At 64.5% G+C, this 17,875-nt stretch carries 16 protein-coding genes, 2 tRNA genes and 2 pseudogenes; 6 read left to right on the plus strand and 14 right to left on the minus strand.

The genetic code is table 11. The features are described 5' to 3' along the window. Positions 1-158 precede the first annotated feature (158 nt). Together traA and C7W88_RS03070 are read left to right on the plus strand one after the other, a co-directional pair. Entirely contained in the window at positions 159-3,044 is a 2,886-nt protein-coding gene (gene traA, locus C7W88_RS03065) for a Ti-type conjugative transfer relaxase TraA (protein WP_118072445.1), read from the plus strand. 10 nt (positions 3,045-3,054) lie between these two features. Continuing rightward, complete coding sequence (locus C7W88_RS03070; protein WP_118072446.1) at positions 3,055-3,828, plus strand: DUF6118 family protein; 774 nt, start codon at positions 3,055-3,057, stop codon at positions 3,826-3,828. A gap of 143 nt (positions 3,829-3,971) precedes the next feature. Here the strand turns inward: C7W88_RS03070 and C7W88_RS03075 are convergent. After that, positions 3,972-4,058: transfer RNA gene (locus C7W88_RS03075), tRNA-Leu, on the minus strand. Positions 4,059-4,280: 222 nt separating this feature from the next. Here C7W88_RS03075 and C7W88_RS03080 point away from each other — a divergent pair. Together C7W88_RS03080 and C7W88_RS24610 are read left to right on the plus strand one after the other, a co-directional pair. Continuing rightward, positions 4,281-5,051 carry an NAD(P)H-binding protein gene (locus tag C7W88_RS03080; protein ID WP_370073177.1) on the plus strand — a complete coding sequence of 257 codons (771 nt, stop codon included), beginning with the start codon at positions 4,281-4,283 and terminating at the stop codon, positions 5,049-5,051. After that, positions 5,027-5,245: a hypothetical protein gene (locus C7W88_RS24610; RefSeq protein WP_370073178.1), complete on the plus strand. Its 219-nt coding sequence runs from the start codon at positions 5,027-5,029 to the stop codon at positions 5,243-5,245. Before C7W88_RS03080 ends, C7W88_RS24610 begins: the two co-directional genes overlap by 25 nt. Here the strand turns inward: C7W88_RS24610 and C7W88_RS03085 are convergent, their stop codons facing one another. Both C7W88_RS03085 and C7W88_RS24615 read right to left on the minus strand, forming a co-directional pair. Further along, a complete protein-coding gene (locus C7W88_RS03085) occupies positions 5,246-6,001 on the minus strand; it encodes a YkgJ family cysteine cluster protein (protein ID WP_118072447.1) in 756 nt (251 codons plus the stop codon). Positions 6,002-6,168: 167 nt separating this feature from the next. Next, a pseudogene (locus C7W88_RS24615) lies at positions 6,169-8,497 on the minus strand (TonB-dependent receptor). Between the two features lie 165 nt (positions 8,498-8,662). Here C7W88_RS24615 and C7W88_RS03095 point away from each other — a divergent pair. Beyond that, complete coding sequence (locus C7W88_RS03095) at positions 8,663-9,280, plus strand: TetR/AcrR family transcriptional regulator (RefSeq protein WP_118072448.1); 618 nt, start codon at positions 8,663-8,665, stop codon at positions 9,278-9,280. Between the two features lie 4 nt (positions 9,281-9,284). On the opposite strand, the gene C7W88_RS03100 is transcribed toward C7W88_RS03095, so the two are convergent. The 4 genes and pseudogenes from C7W88_RS03100 to C7W88_RS03115 all read right to left on the minus strand — a co-directional run bounded on the left by C7W88_RS03100 (position 9,285) and on the right by C7W88_RS03115 (position 11,661). Continuing rightward, positions 9,285-9,360, minus strand: a tRNA-Lys gene (locus C7W88_RS03100). Between the two features lie 135 nt (positions 9,361-9,495). Further along, positions 9,496-9,906, minus strand: a complete 411-nt coding sequence (folK, locus tag C7W88_RS03105; RefSeq protein ID WP_370073224.1) for a 2-amino-4-hydroxy-6-hydroxymethyldihydropteridine diphosphokinase — start codon at positions 9,904-9,906, stop codon at positions 9,496-9,498. Continuing rightward, positions 9,903-10,750, minus strand: a pseudogene (gene aguB, locus C7W88_RS03110) (N-carbamoylputrescine amidase). Before aguB ends, folK begins: the two are co-directional and overlap by 4 nt. 53 nt (positions 10,751-10,803) lie before the next feature. Continuing rightward, entirely contained in the window at positions 10,804-11,661 is an 858-nt protein-coding gene (locus C7W88_RS03115; protein WP_118074543.1) for a class I SAM-dependent methyltransferase, read from the minus strand. A gap of 76 nt (positions 11,662-11,737) precedes the next feature. Here C7W88_RS03115 and msrA point away from each other — a divergent pair, with 76 nt between their 5' ends. Beyond that, positions 11,738-12,274: a peptide-methionine (S)-S-oxide reductase MsrA gene (gene msrA / locus C7W88_RS03120; RefSeq protein WP_118072449.1), complete on the plus strand. Its 537-nt coding sequence runs from the start codon at positions 11,738-11,740 to the stop codon at positions 12,272-12,274. Here msrA and dapE read toward each other — a convergent pair. From dapE to rpmH, 7 genes are all read right to left on the minus strand, one after another. Continuing rightward, the gene (gene dapE / locus C7W88_RS03125; RefSeq protein ID WP_118072450.1) at positions 12,271-13,398 is read right to left on the minus strand and encodes a succinyl-diaminopimelate desuccinylase; all 1,128 of its coding nucleotides are present in this window, start codon (positions 13,396-13,398) and stop codon (positions 12,271-12,273) included. The genes msrA and dapE overlap by 4 nt on opposite strands. Continuing rightward, positions 13,398-14,072: a glutathione S-transferase family protein gene (locus C7W88_RS03130; RefSeq protein ID WP_118074544.1), complete on the minus strand. Its 675-nt coding sequence runs from the start codon at positions 14,070-14,072 to the stop codon at positions 13,398-13,400. Before C7W88_RS03130 ends, dapE begins: the two co-directional genes overlap by 1 nt. 425 nt (positions 14,073-14,497) lie before the next feature. Beyond that, positions 14,498-15,151: a ribosome biogenesis GTP-binding protein YihA/YsxC gene (yihA, locus tag C7W88_RS03135; protein ID WP_118072451.1), complete on the minus strand. Its 654-nt coding sequence runs from the start codon at positions 15,149-15,151 to the stop codon at positions 14,498-14,500. Next, positions 15,148-16,947, minus strand: coding sequence for a membrane protein insertase YidC (yidC, locus tag C7W88_RS03140; protein WP_118072452.1), 1,800 nt, complete (start codon positions 16,945-16,947; stop codon positions 15,148-15,150). Before yidC ends, yihA begins: the two co-directional genes overlap by 4 nt. A gap of 48 nt (positions 16,948-16,995) precedes the next feature. Continuing rightward, entirely contained in the window at positions 16,996-17,205 is a 210-nt protein-coding gene (gene yidD, locus C7W88_RS03145; protein ID WP_084278662.1) for a membrane protein insertion efficiency factor YidD, read from the minus strand. Beyond that, positions 17,202-17,603, minus strand: coding sequence for a ribonuclease P protein component (rnpA, locus tag C7W88_RS03150; protein WP_118072453.1), 402 nt, complete (start codon positions 17,601-17,603; stop codon positions 17,202-17,204). Before rnpA ends, yidD begins: the two co-directional genes overlap by 4 nt. Before the next feature lie 37 nt (positions 17,604-17,640). Further along, a complete protein-coding gene (gene rpmH, locus C7W88_RS03155) occupies positions 17,641-17,775 on the minus strand; it encodes a 50S ribosomal protein L34 (RefSeq protein ID WP_039336437.1) in 135 nt (44 codons plus the stop codon). Positions 17,776-17,875: the final 100 nt, after the last annotated feature.

Raw genomic sequence — 17,875 nt, forward strand, 5'->3', positions numbered from 1 at the left:
GAGAGGTGATGCGCTGATGATAATATCGATGCTCTCCCAACGCTGTAGAGTCGTCGAGACGGCCTGATACTGAATAGTCCCGAGCAGGATTTTATCATGGGAGGGCGCGCTTATACGTCGTGCCGACGTCGCGCTCATGGCGTAGATGGATTGCCGTCATGGCGATCTTCCACCTCTCCGTCAAAGTCATCAGCCGGTCGAGCGGGCGCAGCGCTGTAGCTGCCGCCGCCTATCGCGGGGCCGAGCGGCTGCACGACGAACGGCTCGACCGCGACCATGACTTCACCAACAAGGACGGGGTCGTCCATTCCGAAGTTCTGTTGCCGGAAGGCGCGCCGGAGGAATTTGGTACCCAAGAAAAGCTCTGGAACGCGGTCGAGGCTGCCGAGAAGCGCAAGGACGCACAGCTTGCCCGCGAGGTCGAATTCGCCATTCCGCGCGAGCTGACCAGGGAACAGGGCATTGAGCTGGCGCGGGAATTTGCCGAGGCCGAGTTCGTCGAAAAAGGCATGATCGCCGATCTCAATGTCCATTGGGATATTGGCGCGGACGGCCAGCCCAAGCCGCATGCCCATGTCATGCTCACCATGCGCGAAGTCGGCAAAGATGGCTTCGGCCCGAAGGTGCGCGAGTGGAACAAGGCCGAACTGGTCGAGCAATGGCGCGAGCGCTGGGCCGAGCATGTCAACCAGCGCCTTGCCGAACTCGACATCGATGCGCGGATCGATCACCGCAGCCTGGAGGCGCAGGGCATTGCGCTGGAGCCGCAGGACAAGATCGGTCCCGCCGCATCGCGCATGGGCGTGCGCGGGCTTGAGGCCGAGCGGATCGAGGAACACCGCGCTGTCGCGCAGCGTAATGGCGAGCGGATCATCGCCAATCCCGCTGTCGCGCTTGATGCGATCACGCACAGCCAGGCCACCTTCACCAACCGCGACCTTGCCATGTTCGTGCACCGGCACAGCGACGGGAAGGAGCAGTTCGATTTGGCGATGAGGGCGGTTCGCGGATCATCCGACCTTGTCGCACTCGGCAAGGACGGACGCGGCGAGGACCGGTTCACATCGCGCCAGATGATCGAGACCGAGCAGCGGCTTGGCCGCGCTTCGGAATTGCTGGCGGGGCGCGAGCGGCATCAGGTCGAAGATCATGGCCGGGAAGGAGCGCTGGCGCGCGCAGCGGAACGTGGCCTGGCGCTATCCGGCGAGCAGCGCGCGGCGTTCGAGCATGTCACCGATAGTCGCGGATTCAGTATTGTCGTTGGCTATGCCGGGACCGGCAAGAGCGCGATGCTAGGTGTGGCGCGCGAGGCATGGGAGAGCGCGGGCTATACCGTTCGCGGTGTAGCGTTGTCGGGCATTGCCGCCGAGGGGCTGGAGCACGGTTCAGGCATTGCCTCGCGCACCATCGCCAGCCTTGAACACCAGTGGAGCCAGGGCCGCGAATTGCTCACCGCGCGCGACGTGCTGGTCATCGACGAGGCAGGGATGGTCGGCACGCGCCAGATGGAGCGCGTCCTTTCCCATGCCGCCGATGCAGGCGCAAAAGTTGTCCTCATCGGCGACCCGCAACAGCTCCAGGCCATCGAAGCCGGAGCTGCCTTCCGCGCGCTCCATGAACGGCACGGTGGCGTCGAAATCAGCGAGGTACGCCGCCAGCACGAAGGCTGGCAGCAGGATGCCACCCGTCATCTCGCTACCGGGCGCACAGGCCTTGCCATCCATGCCTATGGCGAACGCGGCATGATCCACGCCGCCGAGACACGGGAGGCCGCACGCGGCGAGTTGATCGAACGCTGGAATCATGACCGGCAGGCCAGCCCCGACGATACGCGCATCATCCTCACCCACACCAATAGCGAGGTGCGCGAGCTCAATGACGCAGCACGCGGGCGGCTGCGTGACGCGGGCGAACTGGGCATGGACGTGTCGATCAGCGCGACACGCGGCGAGCGCCAGTTCGCGAGCGGCGACCGCATCATGTTCCTGCGCAATGAGCGCGGGCTGGGCGTCAAGAACGGCACCTTGGGCACGGTCGAGCGGATTAGCGCGCAAAGCATGGCCGTGCGCACCGACGATGGCCGCAGCGTCGCTTTCGACACCAAAAACTATGCCCACATCGATCATGGCTATGCTGCCACGATCCACAAGGCGCAGGGCATGACCGTGGATCGTACCCATGTGCTCGCCACGCCGGGGATGGACAGCCACGGTGCCTATGTCGCGATGTCCCGGCACCGCGATGGCCTTGCCCTGCATTATGGCCGCGATGACTTCGCCGATCAGTCGAAGCTTGTCCGCACGTTGAGCCGTGAGCGCGGCAAGGACATGGTCAGCGACTACAAGCCCGAGCAGCAGTTTGCCGAACGGCGCGGCATCACTTTCCGCGAGCGGATCGTGGAGCTCGCCCGGCAATTGCCGGAACGGGCGAAGTCGATCTTCGCGGGTTTCCGTCCGCAGGCGAACCGGCTCGAAGCCCTGCCCACCGATCAGGCTGGCCTGTCTGATCAACGCAAGGCCGTCGAACGCTATGCGCGTGCCGCCGCTGACATCGGGCAGATGCGCGAGCAGGGATTGCCCGTCTTGCCCCACCAGCGCGACGCGCTGAAGAAGGCCGGGCAGGCGCTTGATGCGATCCGTCCCCATGCCGCCGCCGACCTCGCCAGCGCCTTGCAGCGCCAGCCTTCGCTGGCCCGCGAGGCCGCCGATGGTCGCAGCCAGGGCGCAATCCGCGCCATGCAGCTCGAAGCCGAAATCCGCGTCGATCCCGCGCAGCGTGCAGACCGCTTTGTCAGCGACTGGCAGCGGCTCGGGCAAGCGCGCCAGGCCATGCAGCGCGATGGTGACACCAAGGGCGCGCAGAGGCTCACCAACCGCATGACGGATTTGGTGAAGGGGCTGGAGCGCGATGCGCAGGTCGAATCCCTGCTGCGCTGTCGCACCCGCGAGCTGGGCATCAAGACGGAACTCGGTCGCGATCTGGCCCGCGACCTTGCCGCCTCCATCACGATGGAGCGGAGCCGGTCAATCGGCATGGGCCTGTAGGAGAAACACAATGGATACCGATACGGATGACGTGGAACTGTCACTGGACCTTGAGCCGGAGCCGGAACCCCACCCTGCCAACCCGGATACCGCAGGCGATCCCGCCGCCGAGGCATTCGCCCGCCTTGAAGGCGAACTGGCTCTCATGCGCCGAGCGGTGCAGCACCTTGCCGCCGAGCGCGCAGACATTGTCATTCCCGACTATGGCGCGACCCTGACCGACATGGCCAAGCGGATGGGCGCGATTGACGGGAGCCTGAAGGGTATGGCCGGTCATCCGGCGATGCAGATGACCCCTGACAGCATCGGCAATCGGATTGCAGCCGCAGCCGAGGCAGCACGGCGCAGCGATCAGGACAGGATAAGCCAGGCCCGGAGTGACTTGAACCACGCCGCTCAGGAGATGCGCAGCGTCACGGCCTATGCGCGCACCGCCGCCGAGCAGCGTCAGCAGCTTTACCAGGTGGCAGGCGGGGCTTTGCTAGCTGGCATCCTGCTATGGTCCTTCCTTCCCGGCACCATTGCACGTGCCATGCCCGAAAGCTGGCACTGGCCGGAGCGCATGGCAGCGCGGATGGTCGGCGCATCTTCCCGCTGGGATACTGGCGCACGGATGATGAAAAGCGACAGCCCGGAGGCATGGAATGCACTTGTGCAAGCAGCCGAAATCCAGCGCGACAACCGCGATGCCATTGACGCTTGCCGGAAGACCGCTGCAACCTCACAACAGCCAGTGCGATGCAGCGTCAAGATTCGTCCCGTGACGCAGCCAAAGAGCAGTTGATGGTATTGGCGAGGGCGAGTTGGCGTCCCGGCAAGGACCAGCGAGGATCACCACGACCCACTCAAAATGTGGGAATCAATGTGGGAGCGCTTTTTCCGGAACTCCACTTTATCGTGTAAAAACAACACGATAAAGTGGTTGACTGGTGCCCAGAAGAGGACTCGAACCTCCACGCCGTTTCCAGCGCCGCCACCTGAAGACGGTGCGTCTACCAATTCCGCCATCTGGGCACGGAGGCGAGGGGCTGAAGCGCCGTCTCGCCGGGTAGGAGCGCGCCACTAGGACAGGCGCGGCGGGGTGTCAACGGGGCAAATTCCGTCAATCGCGACTCTTTTTGCAACCGCGCTGCAGAACGGGAGTTTCCTCATTGAAACTGCTCCTGCTGCTGTGCCAAAGGCGTCGCGTGAAACGGCCCGGATTGGCGGGCAAAAGTGATTCAGGACACGCTCGATATGGCAAACGGCAGAACGCGCGATCTCGAAGGCATGCTGGTAGCGCTGGTGGGCGGCAGCGGCTTCTTCGGTACGCATCTGGCGCAGGAACTGCTTTCGCGCGGTGCCCGCCTGCGCGTGTGCAGCCGCCATCCCGAGCGCAGCTTCAAGCTTCGTCCGCTGGGTTCGCTCGGCCAGATCCAGTTCGTGGCGACCGACGTGACCAAGCCTCGCACCGTTGCGGCGGCGCTGACCGGCGTCGACGCCGTGGTGAACCTCGTCGGTGCTTTTGCCGGAGACCTTGATTCGCTGCAGGGACAGGGCGTCGGCCGCGTTGCCGAGGCCGCCGGGACGGCTGGCGCCAAGGCGTTCGTGCATGTTTCCGCACTCGGCGCCGATGCCGGTTCGGACGTGCCTTATGCTCGCACCAAGGCCGAAGGTGAGCAGGCCGCGCTGGCCGCTTTCCCGACCGCGACGATCGTCCGCCCTTCGATCCTGTTCGGCGAAGACGACAACTTCCTCAACATGTTCGGTGGCCTGATGGCCAAGCTGCCGGTGCTGCCGGTGTTCGGCCCACTGCCAGGTTGCAGCCGGTGTTCGTCGACGATGCTGCCGAAGCCATCGGCAATGCCCTGGCCAACCCAGGCGCGCACGGCGGCAAGACTTACGAGCTGGCCGGCCCCGAAGTCATCACCATGGGCGAACTCAACCGCCGCATCGCCAAGGCTGCGGATCGTACGCCGGTGCTGGTCGAACTGCCGGATGCAGTGTCGGGAGCCTTCGCTTCGCTGACGGGATGGCTGCCGGGTGCGCCGATGAGCACCGACCAGTGGAAGCTGCTCAAGGCCGGCAACGTGGCGTCGGGAACGCTGCCCGGCATCGAGGCATTGGGCGTGACGCCGCGTCCGCTCGGCCTGTTCCTGGCCCGCTGGATGACGCGCTACCGCAAGTTCGGCCGCTTCGGCGTCCGCGCCAAGTCCGCCTGATCAGGTTTCGTCGGCAAAGGCTGGCAGGAACGCAGGCCCGGCCGACACCAGCCGCACCGGGCAATCCAGATCGGCCAGCATCTGCGCCGTCGATGTCCGGTTGGTGACCATTGCCCAGTCCCGAGTAACATCCCAGAGGCCGCAGGACACTTCCTCGACAGCCGTCAGAAGGGCGAGCGGTGCAACCTCGCACACCGCCAACCCTTCCCCGGCAAATGCTGTCTCGGCAAAACCCAACGCCGATGCCAGCCGCGCCTTGAGCGGAACGTCATCGATCATGGCCTGACGATGGGCGGCAAGCACCACGCGAGCTGCGCTGTCGGACGGTTCACCGTCGCGCTCCAGCACCGGCAGATCATCGTGCCAGGCTTCGGGCGGGCACTTCCGGCGCGCGGGCTCCACCGCTTCAAAGGGACGACTTTCAAGCGGATAGATGCGGCAGATGCGAGGACGGGCTTCATAGTTGCCGCAGCGCATGTCCGGCAGCAGGTGCGGACAGGCCCCCTCGTGCCGCGCCACCAGCCTGAGATTGATCCGGAATGGAACATCCCCGACGCGAACGGCGAAGCTGGTAGCCTTTCGCCACGCCATCACCGCATCGTCGGCAGGACCATCGTTAGGCCAGGGCCAGGCTTCCGTCAGCAGGTCAACTTGATGACCTTTGCCAGCCCAGGCGCACGCTTCGGCGACCGACAGCGTCAACCTGAGGTCATGGCAGCAGCGCCCGCATTGCGTGCATTCGAAGTGCAGATCCATGCCGTCAATAGAGCCGGGCCCGCTCCACCCGCAAAGCGCAGAACCCGCAGGAATGGAGCATTCCAAATAAGCCAAAAGCCCCGGCCACAACGGACCGGGGCTTGGACGGCGGTGGCAGGCGATGGAGGGATTGAGGGCGCCTGCCCCGCTTGAGATCGCTTGTCAGATCAGAAGCGAACGCCGACCGTGACATTCCACGTGCGCGGATCGCCGTAGTAGACGGTCTGGATGTTGCCGACCGAGCTGAATTCCTGACCGTCGGTCTTGTACAGCGTGTTGCCCACGTTCTTGACCGCGCCGCGCAGGTAGAACTTGTCGAAGTCGACCTGGGCATAAAGGTTGCCGATCAGGTAGCCGTCTTCGGTCAGGCCCGGGCGGTTGTCGACCGAGAGGTACTGCTTGTCAACGAAGCGGACGTCACCGCCCAGCGTCAGCGAGGCATCGCCCAGCGAGACGCGGTATTCACCGCCAGCACGCAGGGTGAGCGGCGGCGCGAAGGCCGGCCGGCAAGTGATCTGCGCCCCCGTCGGGTTGCAGCTGAACGCAGCGCCACCGGCAGGCGGCAAGCGGCGCGGATCATCGAAGCGCTTGTAGTCGGCATCGAGGTAGCCGACCGAGGCGAACAGGGTCAGAGGCGTTACCGGCCGGACCGAGATGTCGAACTCGAAGCCCTGGATGCGCAACTTTCCAGCGTTGAGCACCGGGAAGCTGCCGCCAAGGCCGACATTGGTGCCGTTGCCGACACGGGCCTGGAAGTTGTTGTAGTCCGTGTAGAACGCCGCTGCCGAGATATTGACGCGGCCATCGAGGAAAGTGCCCTTGGCCCCGCCTCATAGGACCAGACCGTTTCGGGTTCGAAGTTCGGCACCACCGTCGTCACGCCGTTGCGCGTAACCGAGATGTCCCCGTTCGAGTTGACGCGACCGTTGAAGCCACCCGCCTTGAAGCCGCGGCTGGCCGAGGCATAGAGCAGTGTGTCCGGGTCGGCTTGTAGGAAAGGCTGACCATCGGCGTCCACGCGTCATAACTCACGTCGTCGTCGCCAGTGAAGGGCGCGGGCAGGTTGTCGGGGAAGCAGTAACGGATGTTGTTGAGCAGCCCGAGCGTCGAGGCAGTGACCGTGCAGCGGTTGTAGGTCTTCTTCTCGTGCGTATAGCGCAGGCCGGCAGTCATCGAGAGCTGCTCGGTGAAGTCGTAGGTCAGCTGGCCGAAGGCGGCATAGCTCTTGGTAACCTGCTTGTCGTCGATCGTGCGGAGGAACGTGATCGGCGCGCCGTTGAAGGCAAACAGGCCGTCGGCGTAGGCTTCCTGGTGCGAGCTCACGTTCTCGTTGAGGTAGTAGAGCCCGAACACGCCCTTGAGCTTGTCGGAATCGTACTTGAGCTGCAGTTCCTGGCTGAACTGGTTCTGGCGAACACCCACGAACACGTCGCCCAGTTCGAACTGCGTGGCGTCAATGTCGATGAAGAAATCGGTCTTCAGCTTGCGATAGGCGGTGATCGAGGTCAGCTGGAAGCTGTCGCTGAGATCCACGTTGATCGTGCCCGAAACGCCCCAGTGGTCCAGCTTCTGGCCCTGATCCGGGGCAAGGCTGGTCGATGCCTTGTAGTCATAGGGGCCATAGGGATTTGCAGGAGCAAGCACGACGCCGCCCCGGACAAAGTCGGTCTGGATCAACGGTGCGGTCAGATAACCAAGCGTGGCCGCGTTGCGCTGGCGGGTGTAATCGCCCGAGATCAGCATTTCGACCGTATCGGTCGGCTTGGCCCGCAGGATGGCGCGGCCGGACAGGTTGTTCCGGTCATTGTACTTCCGGCCGGTGCGCGGGTCGGTGACGATACCGTCGCGGTCGTCATAGACCCCGGCGAGCGACAGCGCGAGCTTGTCGGTGACCAGCGGGGCCGAGACATAGCCCTTCGCCGTCACTTCATCGAAACGACCATACGTGAACGCAGCCTCGCCCTTCACGGTATCGAGGTCGGGCTTCTTCGACACGACGTTGACCGCGCCGCCGATGGTGTTCTTGCCATAGAGCGTGCCTTGCGGCCCGCGCAGCACTTCGACCCGCTCGACATCGAACAGGTTGAGCAGCGCGCCCTGAATGCGGCTGAGGTAGACGCCGTCGACATAGACGCCGACTGCGGGGTCGAACGTCTGCAGTGCATCGGGCTGGCCGATACCGCGAATGTAGAAGTTGGCGCTGCTGGCCGAGCCGCGGCCCTGCACGATGTTCACGTTCGGGATCGCGCCCTGAATGCCCGAAAGGTCCTTGGCGCCGGCGCGCTCAAGCGCATCCGTGTTCAGCGCCGAGATTGCGATCGGGACGTCGAGCAGACGCTCCTCGCGGCGGCGGGCAATCACGGTGATCTCGTTGCCGGTAGCGATCTCCGAGGCATCTTCGGCAGCAGGCGTTTCCTGCGCGAAGGCGGGCATGGCGGGCACGGCGAACAGTGCAACTGTGGCGGCCAAGGCGGCGCGCGTGGAAATTCGGGTCATCAGACAGGCTCCCTCTCGCGGACTGCTCCGTCCGCTCGCCAGCCTTGATATTGAAAGTTGAACCACCTTTCAACTTCTCGTTGTGAGATTGCCGGTTTGTCGCTACGGATCGTGGCGAAACGGCAACACGCGCTGTGGGGTGGGCGGTTGCGGGGAGAAGCGCACATGGCGCAGACAAGCGCTGCAAGTCCGGGAAAGGTGCCACGCACCGCGCGAGGGCGCGAAACCTTGCGTAAGTTGCTCGATGCGGCAGCAGCCGAGTTTGGCGAGCGCGGCTTTCACGAAGCCTCGATCAGCGGCATCACGCGGCGCGCGGGAACAGCACTGGGCAGCTTCTATACCTATTTCGATTCGAAGGACGCGATCTTCACCGCCCTTGTGCGCGACATGTCAGCAAGGGTGGCAACGACCGCCGCCGCCGCTGTCAGCGAAGGCGCCACCGGCTTGCAGCGTGAACGCGAAGCCCTCGTCGGGTTCCTGCACTTTGCGCGCGAGCACAAGGAAATCTACCGGATCATCGACGAGGCCGAGTTCGCCGACCCGCAAAGCTACCGCGCCCACTACGAAGGCACGGCAACGCGCATCGCCGCGCGCCTTGCCGAGGGTGTTTCGGCCGGCACCTTGCGCGAAGGGGAGCAGGACGTGCGGGCGTGGGCCATCATGGGCATGAACGTCTTCCTCGGCCTGCGCTTCGGCGTCTGGGACGACAGCCGTCCGGTGGAAGAGATCGCGGAAGTGGCCGCAGACCTGCTGGGCGAAGGGCTCAACGCACGGTCGCGGTAAGGAATGGTGAGCCCTGCTGGGTTCGAACCAGCGACCTACTGATTAAAAGTCAGTTGCTCTACCGACTGAGCTAAGGGCCCGCCATGGCTGCGCAAGTGAAGCGCTAGGCGTGGCGCGTCACCTAGGGGGCGGGGACGAGCGGGTCAAGCCTTTGGCGAGGCGACGGTGCAACTGCTGCACCGTCAGTCCGGTGATCGGATCGCGCCAGTCACCGGCTATGCGCGCCGCCGGCCGAGAACGAAGTCCCGCTTGCGGAATTCTGGATGCGGGATGATCAGGTTCTCGTCCGCCCAGCACCCGCCGGACCACATGACAATGTCGAGATCGAGCGTGCGCGACCGCCAGCGCTGGCCTTGGCGGCGGCGTCCGAACAGGGTTTCCACCGCCTGCAACTCGTCCAGCAAGGCGCGGGGTTCAAGGTCTGTCGAGACCAGCGCGGCGCCGTTGCAATAGACGCGCTGCGACGGCCCGATTGGCCGGCTGCGGATCGTCGGGGACACCGCATCGATCCTGCAGTTGCGCCGCCCGACTTCATCCAGTGCCGCCCACAGGATTGCCGATGGGTTGCCATGGCGGGGGTGGCGCTGGTTCGAGCCGAGCGCGACGATGTAGCGATGCAGCTTCAGATGTCTTCTGCCAGCCGCCCGTAAAGCTGCGGGCGGCGATCGCGGAAGAAGCCCATGCCGGCGCGGTGCGTTGCGGCGCGCTTCAGGTCGATCGTCGCGTGAAGCACGCCGGTTTCGCCTGCGCCGAACTCGGCGAGGTAATCGCCCCATTCATCAGAGATGAAGCTGTGGCCGTAGAAGCGCTGGCCATCTTCCATACCGATGCGATTGGCTGCGATCACCGGCATGCAGTTCGACACGGAATGACCGATCATCGCGCGGCGCCACATGCGGCTGGTGTCGAGATCGGCGTCATAGGGTTCGCTGCCGATGGCAGTGGGGTAGAACAGCAGCTCTGCCCCCATCAGCGCCATGGCGCGGGCGCATTCGGGATACCACTGGTCCCAGCACACCCCCACGCCGATGCGTGTGCCGAACACGTCCCAAACCTTGAAGCCGGTGTTGCCGGGCCGGAAATAGTACTTTTCTTCGTAGCCGGGGCCGTCCGGGATGTGGCTCTTGCGATAGATGCCCATGACTTCGCCGTCAGGGCCGATCATCGCCAGCGTATTGTAATAATGATGCCCGTCCCGCTCGAAGAAGCTGGTCGGAATGGCAATGCCGTGGGCTTTGGCGAGCTTCTTCATCTCGCGCACCGAAGGGTCCGCGTCGAGCGGGTAGGCCATCGAGAACAGCGCCTCGTCCTCGACCTTGCAGAAGTAGGGGCCGGCAAAGAGCTCTGGCGGCAGCACGATCTGCGCGCCGCCACGCGCGGCCTCTTCTACCAGCGCGGCAGTAGCGGCGATGTTCTCGGCCTCGCCCCGGGAAGGGCGAGTTGCAGGGCGGCGACGGAGATTTCGGTCATGGGAGGGACCTAAGGCCCCTGCCCTCGCAATTCAACCGTCGCCGGGCTCCAATTCAGGGGCGCTTGCGGAACAGCAGCGTCATGCGGTCGCTCTCGCCGATGGCCTGCAGCTTCGCCTTGGTCGCATCGTCGGGCTTGCCGGCAAGCTGTGGCGGCAGGGTCCATACGCCATCAGGCCAGTTTGCCGGGTCCTTGGGGTTGGCGTTGGCCTCGCTCTTGCCGACATAGGTGAAGCCGTTCACTTCCATGAACTTGATCACATCGGCCTCGCGCAGGTAGCCCTTGGAACCGTCGGTGAAGGAATAGGGCGCGTCTGGCTTGGCACGGTGCTGTTCGATGCCGATCATGCCATCGGGCTTGAGCAGTTCGCGCATCTGCTTGATCTCGTGCGCAGCAAGGTTCCAGCGCAGCAGGTTGTGCATCATGCGCATGACAAGGATGCGATCGAACGTGCCCTTCTCACCGTCAGGCAGCACGTCGAGCGTGAACGCGGAGAATCGCTCCGCCGGCTGGCCCGACCATTCGGCCACTTCCGCCGGATACTTGGCGGCGCCTTCGCGAATGCCCGCCTTCATCTTGTCGCCAAAGGCGCTGGCAGTGGGGTCAAAGTAGAGGCCGACCAGCTTACCCTTGGGCCCGAGGTAGAGCCCGAGCAGGCGGGAGTACCAGCCGCCGCCCGGAGCATATTCCCCCACCTTCATCGTCGGCGAGACCTGGAAGAAGCTCAGCGTCTCGGCAGGCTTGCGATAGACGTCGCGCGCACGGTCCTTCTCGCGCAACGGATCGGCAACGGCGGCGGCGAGCGCAGGATCGACCTTTGCAGCAGCGGTCTGCGCAGTCTCGGCCATTACCGGAGTGGCGAGGCTGCTTCCCGCAACGAGTGCGAGCAGGGCAAGGCTGATTCGACGCATGTGGGGATTCTCCTTCGGGCCGATGACAAGCGGGGTGGCATGCTTATCTCTCACGCAATTCAGGAGAATATAGCGCATGAGCGAACAAGCAACGGCCATCCTCGCAGGTGGATGCTTCTGGTGCACCGAGGCAGTCTTCCGCGACGTGATCGGTGTGACGAATGTCGAGAGCGGCTACATCGGCGGTACGGTCGACAACCCGACCTACAAGCAGGTCTGTTCGGGGACTACCGGGCATGCGGAAGCTATCCGCGTGACGTTCAGTCCCGAAACGATCAGCCTCGACCAGATCCTCGACATTTTCCTCGCCACGCACGATCCAACGCAACTGAACCGCCAGGGCAACGACGTGGGCACGCAGTACCGTTCGGCGATGTTCCCGGCGGACGAGGAGCAGAAGGCAGCGATGGAAGCGGCCATCGCCCGCGCCCAGCCCGATTGGCCAAAGCCCATCGTCACCACGATCGAACCGATGGCGACGTGGTATCCTGCCGAGGACTATCACCAAGAGTACTGGGAAGGCGAAGGCCAGCGCAATCCCTACTGCCTTGCCGTTATACCGCCCAAGCTGATGAAGCTGCGCAAAAGCTTCGCCAACAAGGTGAAGGCCTAGGCTGCCAAGGCCGCCAGCGTAATCCGCCGGTAGATTCGCTGGAGGACTGCAAGGTCTTCCAGCGCAACGGCCTCGTCCTTCTTGTGCATCGTGGCGTTGCACAGGCCGAACTCCACGACCGGGCATACGGCGCGCAGGAAGCGCGCGTCCGAGGTGCCGCCGCTGGTCGAAAGTTCGGGATCGAGGCCGGTCTCGGCCTGCACCGCCTCGGCAATCAGCGTGGAATAGTCGCCGGGCAAGGTGATGAAGCTCTCGCCCGAAATCACCGCACGCACCTCGCCCTTGTGGCGGCGTGCCACTTCCTCGACCATGGCGACCAGCCTGGCGCCGGTATGGCGGTCGTTGAAGCGGATCGAGATGCGCGCGCGCGCCTCGGCGGGGATGACGTTGGTGGCCTTGTTGCCCACCTCAAGGTCGGTGATCTCGAGATTCGATGGCTGGAACCACTCCGTGCCCTCGTCGAGCACCAGCGCATCAAGATCGGCGAGCAGCGCGACCAGGCGCGGGATCGGATTGTCGGCGAGGTGCGGATAGGCGACGTGACCCTGCGCGCCCTTGCAGGTGATCCACATATTGACCGAACCGCGACGGCCGATCTTCACCATGTCACCCAGGCGGTTGACCGAGGTCGGCTCGCCCACCAGGCACAGATCAGGCTCGGCCTTCATCTCGCGGATCAGCTCGATCAGGGGCACGGTGCCGAAGCGCGCCGGGCCTTCCTCGTCGCCGGTGATGATGAAGCTGAGCGTTCCCGCCTCGACCGGCACTTCGGCGGCAGCAGCAACCATCGAGGCGATCGAACCTTTCATGTCCACCGCACCGCGTCCGTAAAGCAATTCGCCGCGGCGTTCTGCCTTGAACGGGCCGGACGTCCAACCCTCGCCCGGTGGAACGACGTCGAGATGCCCGGCAAAGGCGAAGTGGCGCGAGCCTTCGGGGCCGCGCCGAATCGCGAACATGTTCTCGACCGGGCCGTCGGGCGCTTCACCGGCAACGAAGCGATGGATTGCGAAGCCCAGCGGTTCGAGCATGGCCTGCAGGCAATCGAACACCGCGCCGGTCGCGGGGGTAACGCTCTCGCAGTCGATCAGACGTTCGGCGAGGATCACGGGATCGAGCGACATCAGCGTGCGGGCTCCTCAAACTGCTCGATGGTCCAGCCCTCGTTCTCTGCGGCTTCGATCCATTGTTGCATCCAGTCGTGCGTCCAGACCGCTTCCATGTAGGTCATGGCAAAGCCCGGCACGGGCACGCCATAGGTCATGAAGCGGGAAACGACGGGGGCATAGATGATGTCGGCGGCGCAGAACGTGCCGAACAGGAACGGCCCGCCCTTGCCGAAGCGGGCGCGGGCCTCGGCCCAGAGCGAGAGAATGCGAACGATGTCGGCGCGGACTTCGGCGCTGATCTCCACGCCTTCGACGCGCTTGCGGATGTTCATCGGCAGACTGCGGCGCAGCGGCAGATAGCTGGAGTGCATTTCGGCGACCATCGAGCGCGCCATGGCGCGCGCGGTCTCGTCCTTGGGCCAGAAGCGATCGCGCCCGACCTTGTCGGCAAGGTAATCGATGATCGCAAGGCTGTCCCACACCACCGGCGCGTCTTCGCCATCGCCATCCCAAAGGATCGGCACTTTGCCCGAAGATGGTGCAAGTTCGTCGGTCCGGCGCGCTTCGTCCCAGTCCTCGCCATAGAGCGGGACGGTGATTTCCTCGAAGTGCAGGCCGGATTGCTTGCACGCCAGCCAGCCCCGCAGCGACCAGCTGGAGTAGTTCTTGTTGCCGATGATCAGCTTCATCGTGTTCGCCCTGTTACGCCTGCGAGCCGCGTAGCCGTTCAGGTTCGCTGTGTCGACCGTGAACGGGTTTACACGGTTTACACAGTTCAAGGCGTGTATCGTCCCGATCCCGCGAAGTGCTTCGTGGAGGCGATATTCGGTCAGCAATGCGGGCGCGGTCACGGCCTCGCGCAGGGCATCAGCGAGGGAGTGGCGGGCGGGGAGGAGAGGATCGCGGTAGGGCATGGCGCGAAGGCTGCGTCATGCGCGCGGCTGTAGGACAGCGCTTATCGCTCCGTAATGGCGGAGTGTTGGAAATGGTCGGCGGTTTTCGCCGCTTGCCCACCCCCGCCCCCTCCGCTTGCGGGAGGGGAGATTGCGTTAGCGCCCTGCCGCCTGCGGGAGGGGAGAACAGGCGCTTGTCTGTCATTCAGAAAAAGTGGTTATTAAATTAACGAGTCCTGCAGCACAGCGGCGCGCAGTTCCTCGATGCCCATCTTCTTTTCGGAAGAGGTGACGAGCACTTCGGGATAGGCGGCCGTGCGCTTGCGCGCGGCAGCGATGGTCTCGGCCGTTACGGCTTCGAGTTCGCTTGCCTTGATCTTGTCGGCCTTGGTGAGGACCACGCGATAGCCGACGCCTGCTTCGTCGAGCATCTGCATCATGTCCTCGTCCACGGGCTTCACGCCGTGGCGGCTGTCAATCAGCAGGAGGGTGCGCTTGAGGACGACGCGCCCGCGCAGAAAATCGCGGACCAGCCGGCGCCATTGCTCGACCACCTTGGGCGGGGCCTTGGCAAAGCCATAGCCGGGCATGTCGACCAGGCGCAGGCGGGTCGGCTCGCCCACTTCGAAGTAGTTCAACTCCTGCGTGCGCCCCGGCGTGACCGAGGTGCGCGCAATCGACTTGCGCCCGGTCAGCGCGTTGAGCAGCGACGACTTGCCGACATTCGAACGGCCGGCAAAGGCGATCTCGGGCACGTCCGGATCGGGCAAGTGCTTGAGCGCAGGGGCCGACTTGAGGAACTCGACGCGCCCCGCAAAGAGGAGGCGCGCCTGTTCGATCAATTCGGCGCGTTCGGCTTGTTCTTCAGGTGTCACCGCGTTTTCGGCTTCCGGTTGGCAGCAGGCTTCTGCTCACGCGCGACCGAGCGGTCGACATCGAGCTGGTCCTTTTCGGCCTGGGCCTTCAACTGCGGGTGCTTGCTGTAGAGGTACTTCTGCTGCGCGATGGTCAGGATGTTCGAGGTGATCCAGTAGATCAGCAGGCCCGCGGCGAACGGCGCCATCACGAACATCATCATCCACGGCATGATCGCGAAGACCTGCTGCTGTGCGGGGTCCATCGCCGTCGGCTGCAGCTTGAACTGCGCCCACATGGTGATGCCCAGCAGGATCGCCAGCACGCCAATCGCAAGGAAGCTCGGCGGCGTGAACGGCAGCAGGCCGAACAGGTTGAGCACGTGCAGCGGATCGGGCGCGGACAAGTCCTTGATCCACAGCGCGAACGGCTGGTGCCGCATTTCGATGGCCAGCGTCAGCACCTTGTACAGCGCGAAGAACACCGGGATCTGCAGGAACATGGGAAGGCAGCCGGCCAGCGGATTGACCTTCTCTGTCTTGTACAGCTCCATGATCTTCTGCTGCTGGGTCTGCTTGTCGTCCTTGTAGCGTTCTTGCAGCGCCTTCATCTTGGGCTGCAGCGCACGCATGGCCGCCATCGAGGCGAACTGGCGCTGGGCGATCGGGAACATCACGCCGCGCACGATCAGCGTCAGCAGGATGATTGCCACGCCGAAGTTCTTGACCAGCTTGAACAGCGAATCGAGCAGCCAGAAGATCGGCTTTTCGAACCAGCGGAACCAGCCCCAGTCGATAGCCAGGCTGAAGTTGGTGACGCCGGTCGCTTCGTACTTTTCGAGGACCGAGTTTTCCTTGGCGCCGGCAAACAGGCGGACGGTCTGGCTCTGTGCCTTGCCCGGCGCGATGGACACGCCGGGATAGATCAGGTCCGCGCGGAACACGTTGTTGCCGAGCGAGCGCACCGCACCTTCAGCCTTGGCACCGGTATCGGGAATCAGCGCCGACAGCCAGTAGATGTCGGTAAAGCCGATCCAGTTGGTCGTGCCCTTGAGCGGAATCACCTGCCCCGGGGCTTCGGTTACCGTGGAATAGTTGTTGTCAAAGTTGACCGAGCCATCCAGCGCCGCAATCGGCCCCGAATGCAGCTGCCAGGTATCGAGGCTGGCCGTCTTGTCGGTACGGTTGACCAGGGCGAACGGCTTGACCACGACCGGCGCGGCGCCGGTGTTGGCGACGCTCTGCGTTGCGGTGATCATGTAGTCGGCGTCGATCGAATACTTGATCGCGAAAGTCTGGCCGGTGGCGTTGCTCCAGCGCAGCGTGACCGGGGTCTGCGGCGTCAGCCTTGCGCCCTCCGCCGTCCACACCGTGTTGGCATCGGGCGTGGCGACGCCTTCGCCGACCCAGCCGATCTGGGCATAGTGCTGCGCGGGCGTGCCGGCAGGCGAGAAAAGGCGCACCGGCGGGCTATTCTTGTCAACGCTTTCACGGTGACGGACCAGCGTCACGTCATCGACCAGCGCACCCTTGAGGTTGATCGAGCCCTTGAGGCCCGGCGCGTCGATGACGACGCGGTTGCCTGCGGCGAGTTCGGCGCGCAGGTCCTTCTTTTCCAGCGCGATGTCGGCCGCGTTCTGCAGGCCGCCTTCGCGCGTTGCCTTGGGCTTGGTGCCGTCAGTGCTGGCAGGCGCGGTTGCTGCAGCCTGCGGCTTGGCTGGCGGCGCCGGGTAGAACCAGCGCATGGCCGCTTCCCAGCCGATCAGCAGCAGACCCGTCAGGATCACTGCCATTATGACGTTGCGCTGATTCTGCACCGTGTTCGCGTCCTAGATCTTGAAGTCGTGTGGGGTGAGGAGACTTGGCTAAGGTACGGGATCATAGCCGTGCCCACCCCAGGGATGGCAGCGCAATAGCCGCTTCGCCGCGAGCCAGCCACCCTTAATCGCGCCATGCTTTTCCAGCGCCTCGATCGCATATTGCGAACACGAAGGGCTGTAGCGGCATGAAGGCGGGAGCACGCGGGAGGGGCCGAGCTGCCAGCCGCGGGCGATGAGGATGAGCAGGCGCTTCACTTGCCCCTGCCCGGATTGACACGGGCGCCGCCGCGCTTGCGGGGCGGGTCGCCCTTGCCCTGCGCGGCGCGGGACAGCGCTACGGCCAGCTCCTCGCGCAGCAGGGCAAAATCGCGCTCCACCCCGCCTTCGCGGCCGATCATCACGTGGTCAGCGCCGGCAATGCCGGCATCGGGCAGGGCCTCGCGCAGCAGGGCGCGGAAGCGGCGCTTCATCCGGTTGCGGACGACCGCGTTGCCGATCTTCTTGGTGACGGTGACGCCGAAGCGGAGGTCGGCCTCGTCAGCGGGCACCACGTCGCGGTTCACCAACAGCACGAATCCGGGCCTTGCGACCCGGATCCCGCGATTGGCAGCAACGAAGTCTGCCCGTTTCCGGATGGTGGCGATTCGGGTCATCCCCGCCTTCGCCGGAACCGGATTTATGCTGAAAGGCTCAGGCCGACAGCTTCTTGCGGCCACGCGCACGGCGGGCGGCAAGAACCTTGCGACCACCGACAGTGGCGGTGCGGGCGCGGAAGCCGTGGCGGCGGGCACGCACGAGGTTGCTGGGCTGGAAAGTGCGCTTCATGGCTTTTCTCTTCTATATCGAATCTGTGGACAGGCACTTGCCGCAGGGCAAAGCGCCGGAATCAGGGGGGCCGATAGGCGACAAGGCGATTTGCGTCAAC

Origin of the sequence: Novosphingobium sp. THN1 (assembly GCF_003454795.1) — a bacterium.
GTDB lineage: Bacteria > Pseudomonadota > Alphaproteobacteria > Sphingomonadales > Sphingomonadaceae > Novosphingobium.

Bases quoted from the DNA above. Each gene is read 5' to 3' on its own strand.
- C7W88_RS03085 (WP_118072447.1), bottom strand. From the start codon at position 6,001: ATGGATCTGCACTTCGAATGCACGCAATGCGGGCGCTGCTGCCATGAC.
- C7W88_RS03130 (WP_118074544.1), bottom strand. From the start codon at position 14,072: ATGAAGCTGATCATCGGCAACAAGAACTACTCCAGCTGGTCGCTGCGG.
- rpmH (WP_039336437.1), bottom strand. From the start codon at position 17,775: ATGAAGCGCACTTTCCAGCCCAGCAACCTCGTGCGTGCCCGCCGCCAC.
- msrA (WP_118072449.1), top strand. From the start codon at position 11,738: ATGAGCGAACAAGCAACGGCCATCCTCGCAGGTGGATGCTTCTGGTGC.
- C7W88_RS03095 (WP_118072448.1), top strand. From the start codon at position 8,663: ATGGCGCAGACAAGCGCTGCAAGTCCGGGAAAGGTGCCACGCACCGCG.
- dapE (WP_118072450.1), bottom strand. From the start codon at position 13,398: ATGTCGCTCGATCCCGTGATCCTCGCCGAACGTCTGATCGACTGCGAG.
- rnpA (WP_118072453.1), bottom strand. From the start codon at position 17,603: ATGACCCGAATCGCCACCATCCGGAAACGGGCAGACTTCGTTGCTGCC.
- C7W88_RS03115 (WP_118074543.1), bottom strand. From the start codon at position 11,661: ATGCGTCGAATCAGCCTTGCCCTGCTCGCACTCGTTGCGGGAAGCAGC.
- C7W88_RS03080 (WP_370073177.1), top strand. From the start codon at position 4,281: ATGGCAAACGGCAGAACGCGCGATCTCGAAGGCATGCTGGTAGCGCTG.
- C7W88_RS03070 (WP_118072446.1), top strand. From the start codon at position 3,055: ATGGATACCGATACGGATGACGTGGAACTGTCACTGGACCTTGAGCCG.
- traA (WP_118072445.1), top strand. From the start codon at position 159: ATGGCGATCTTCCACCTCTCCGTCAAAGTCATCAGCCGGTCGAGCGGG.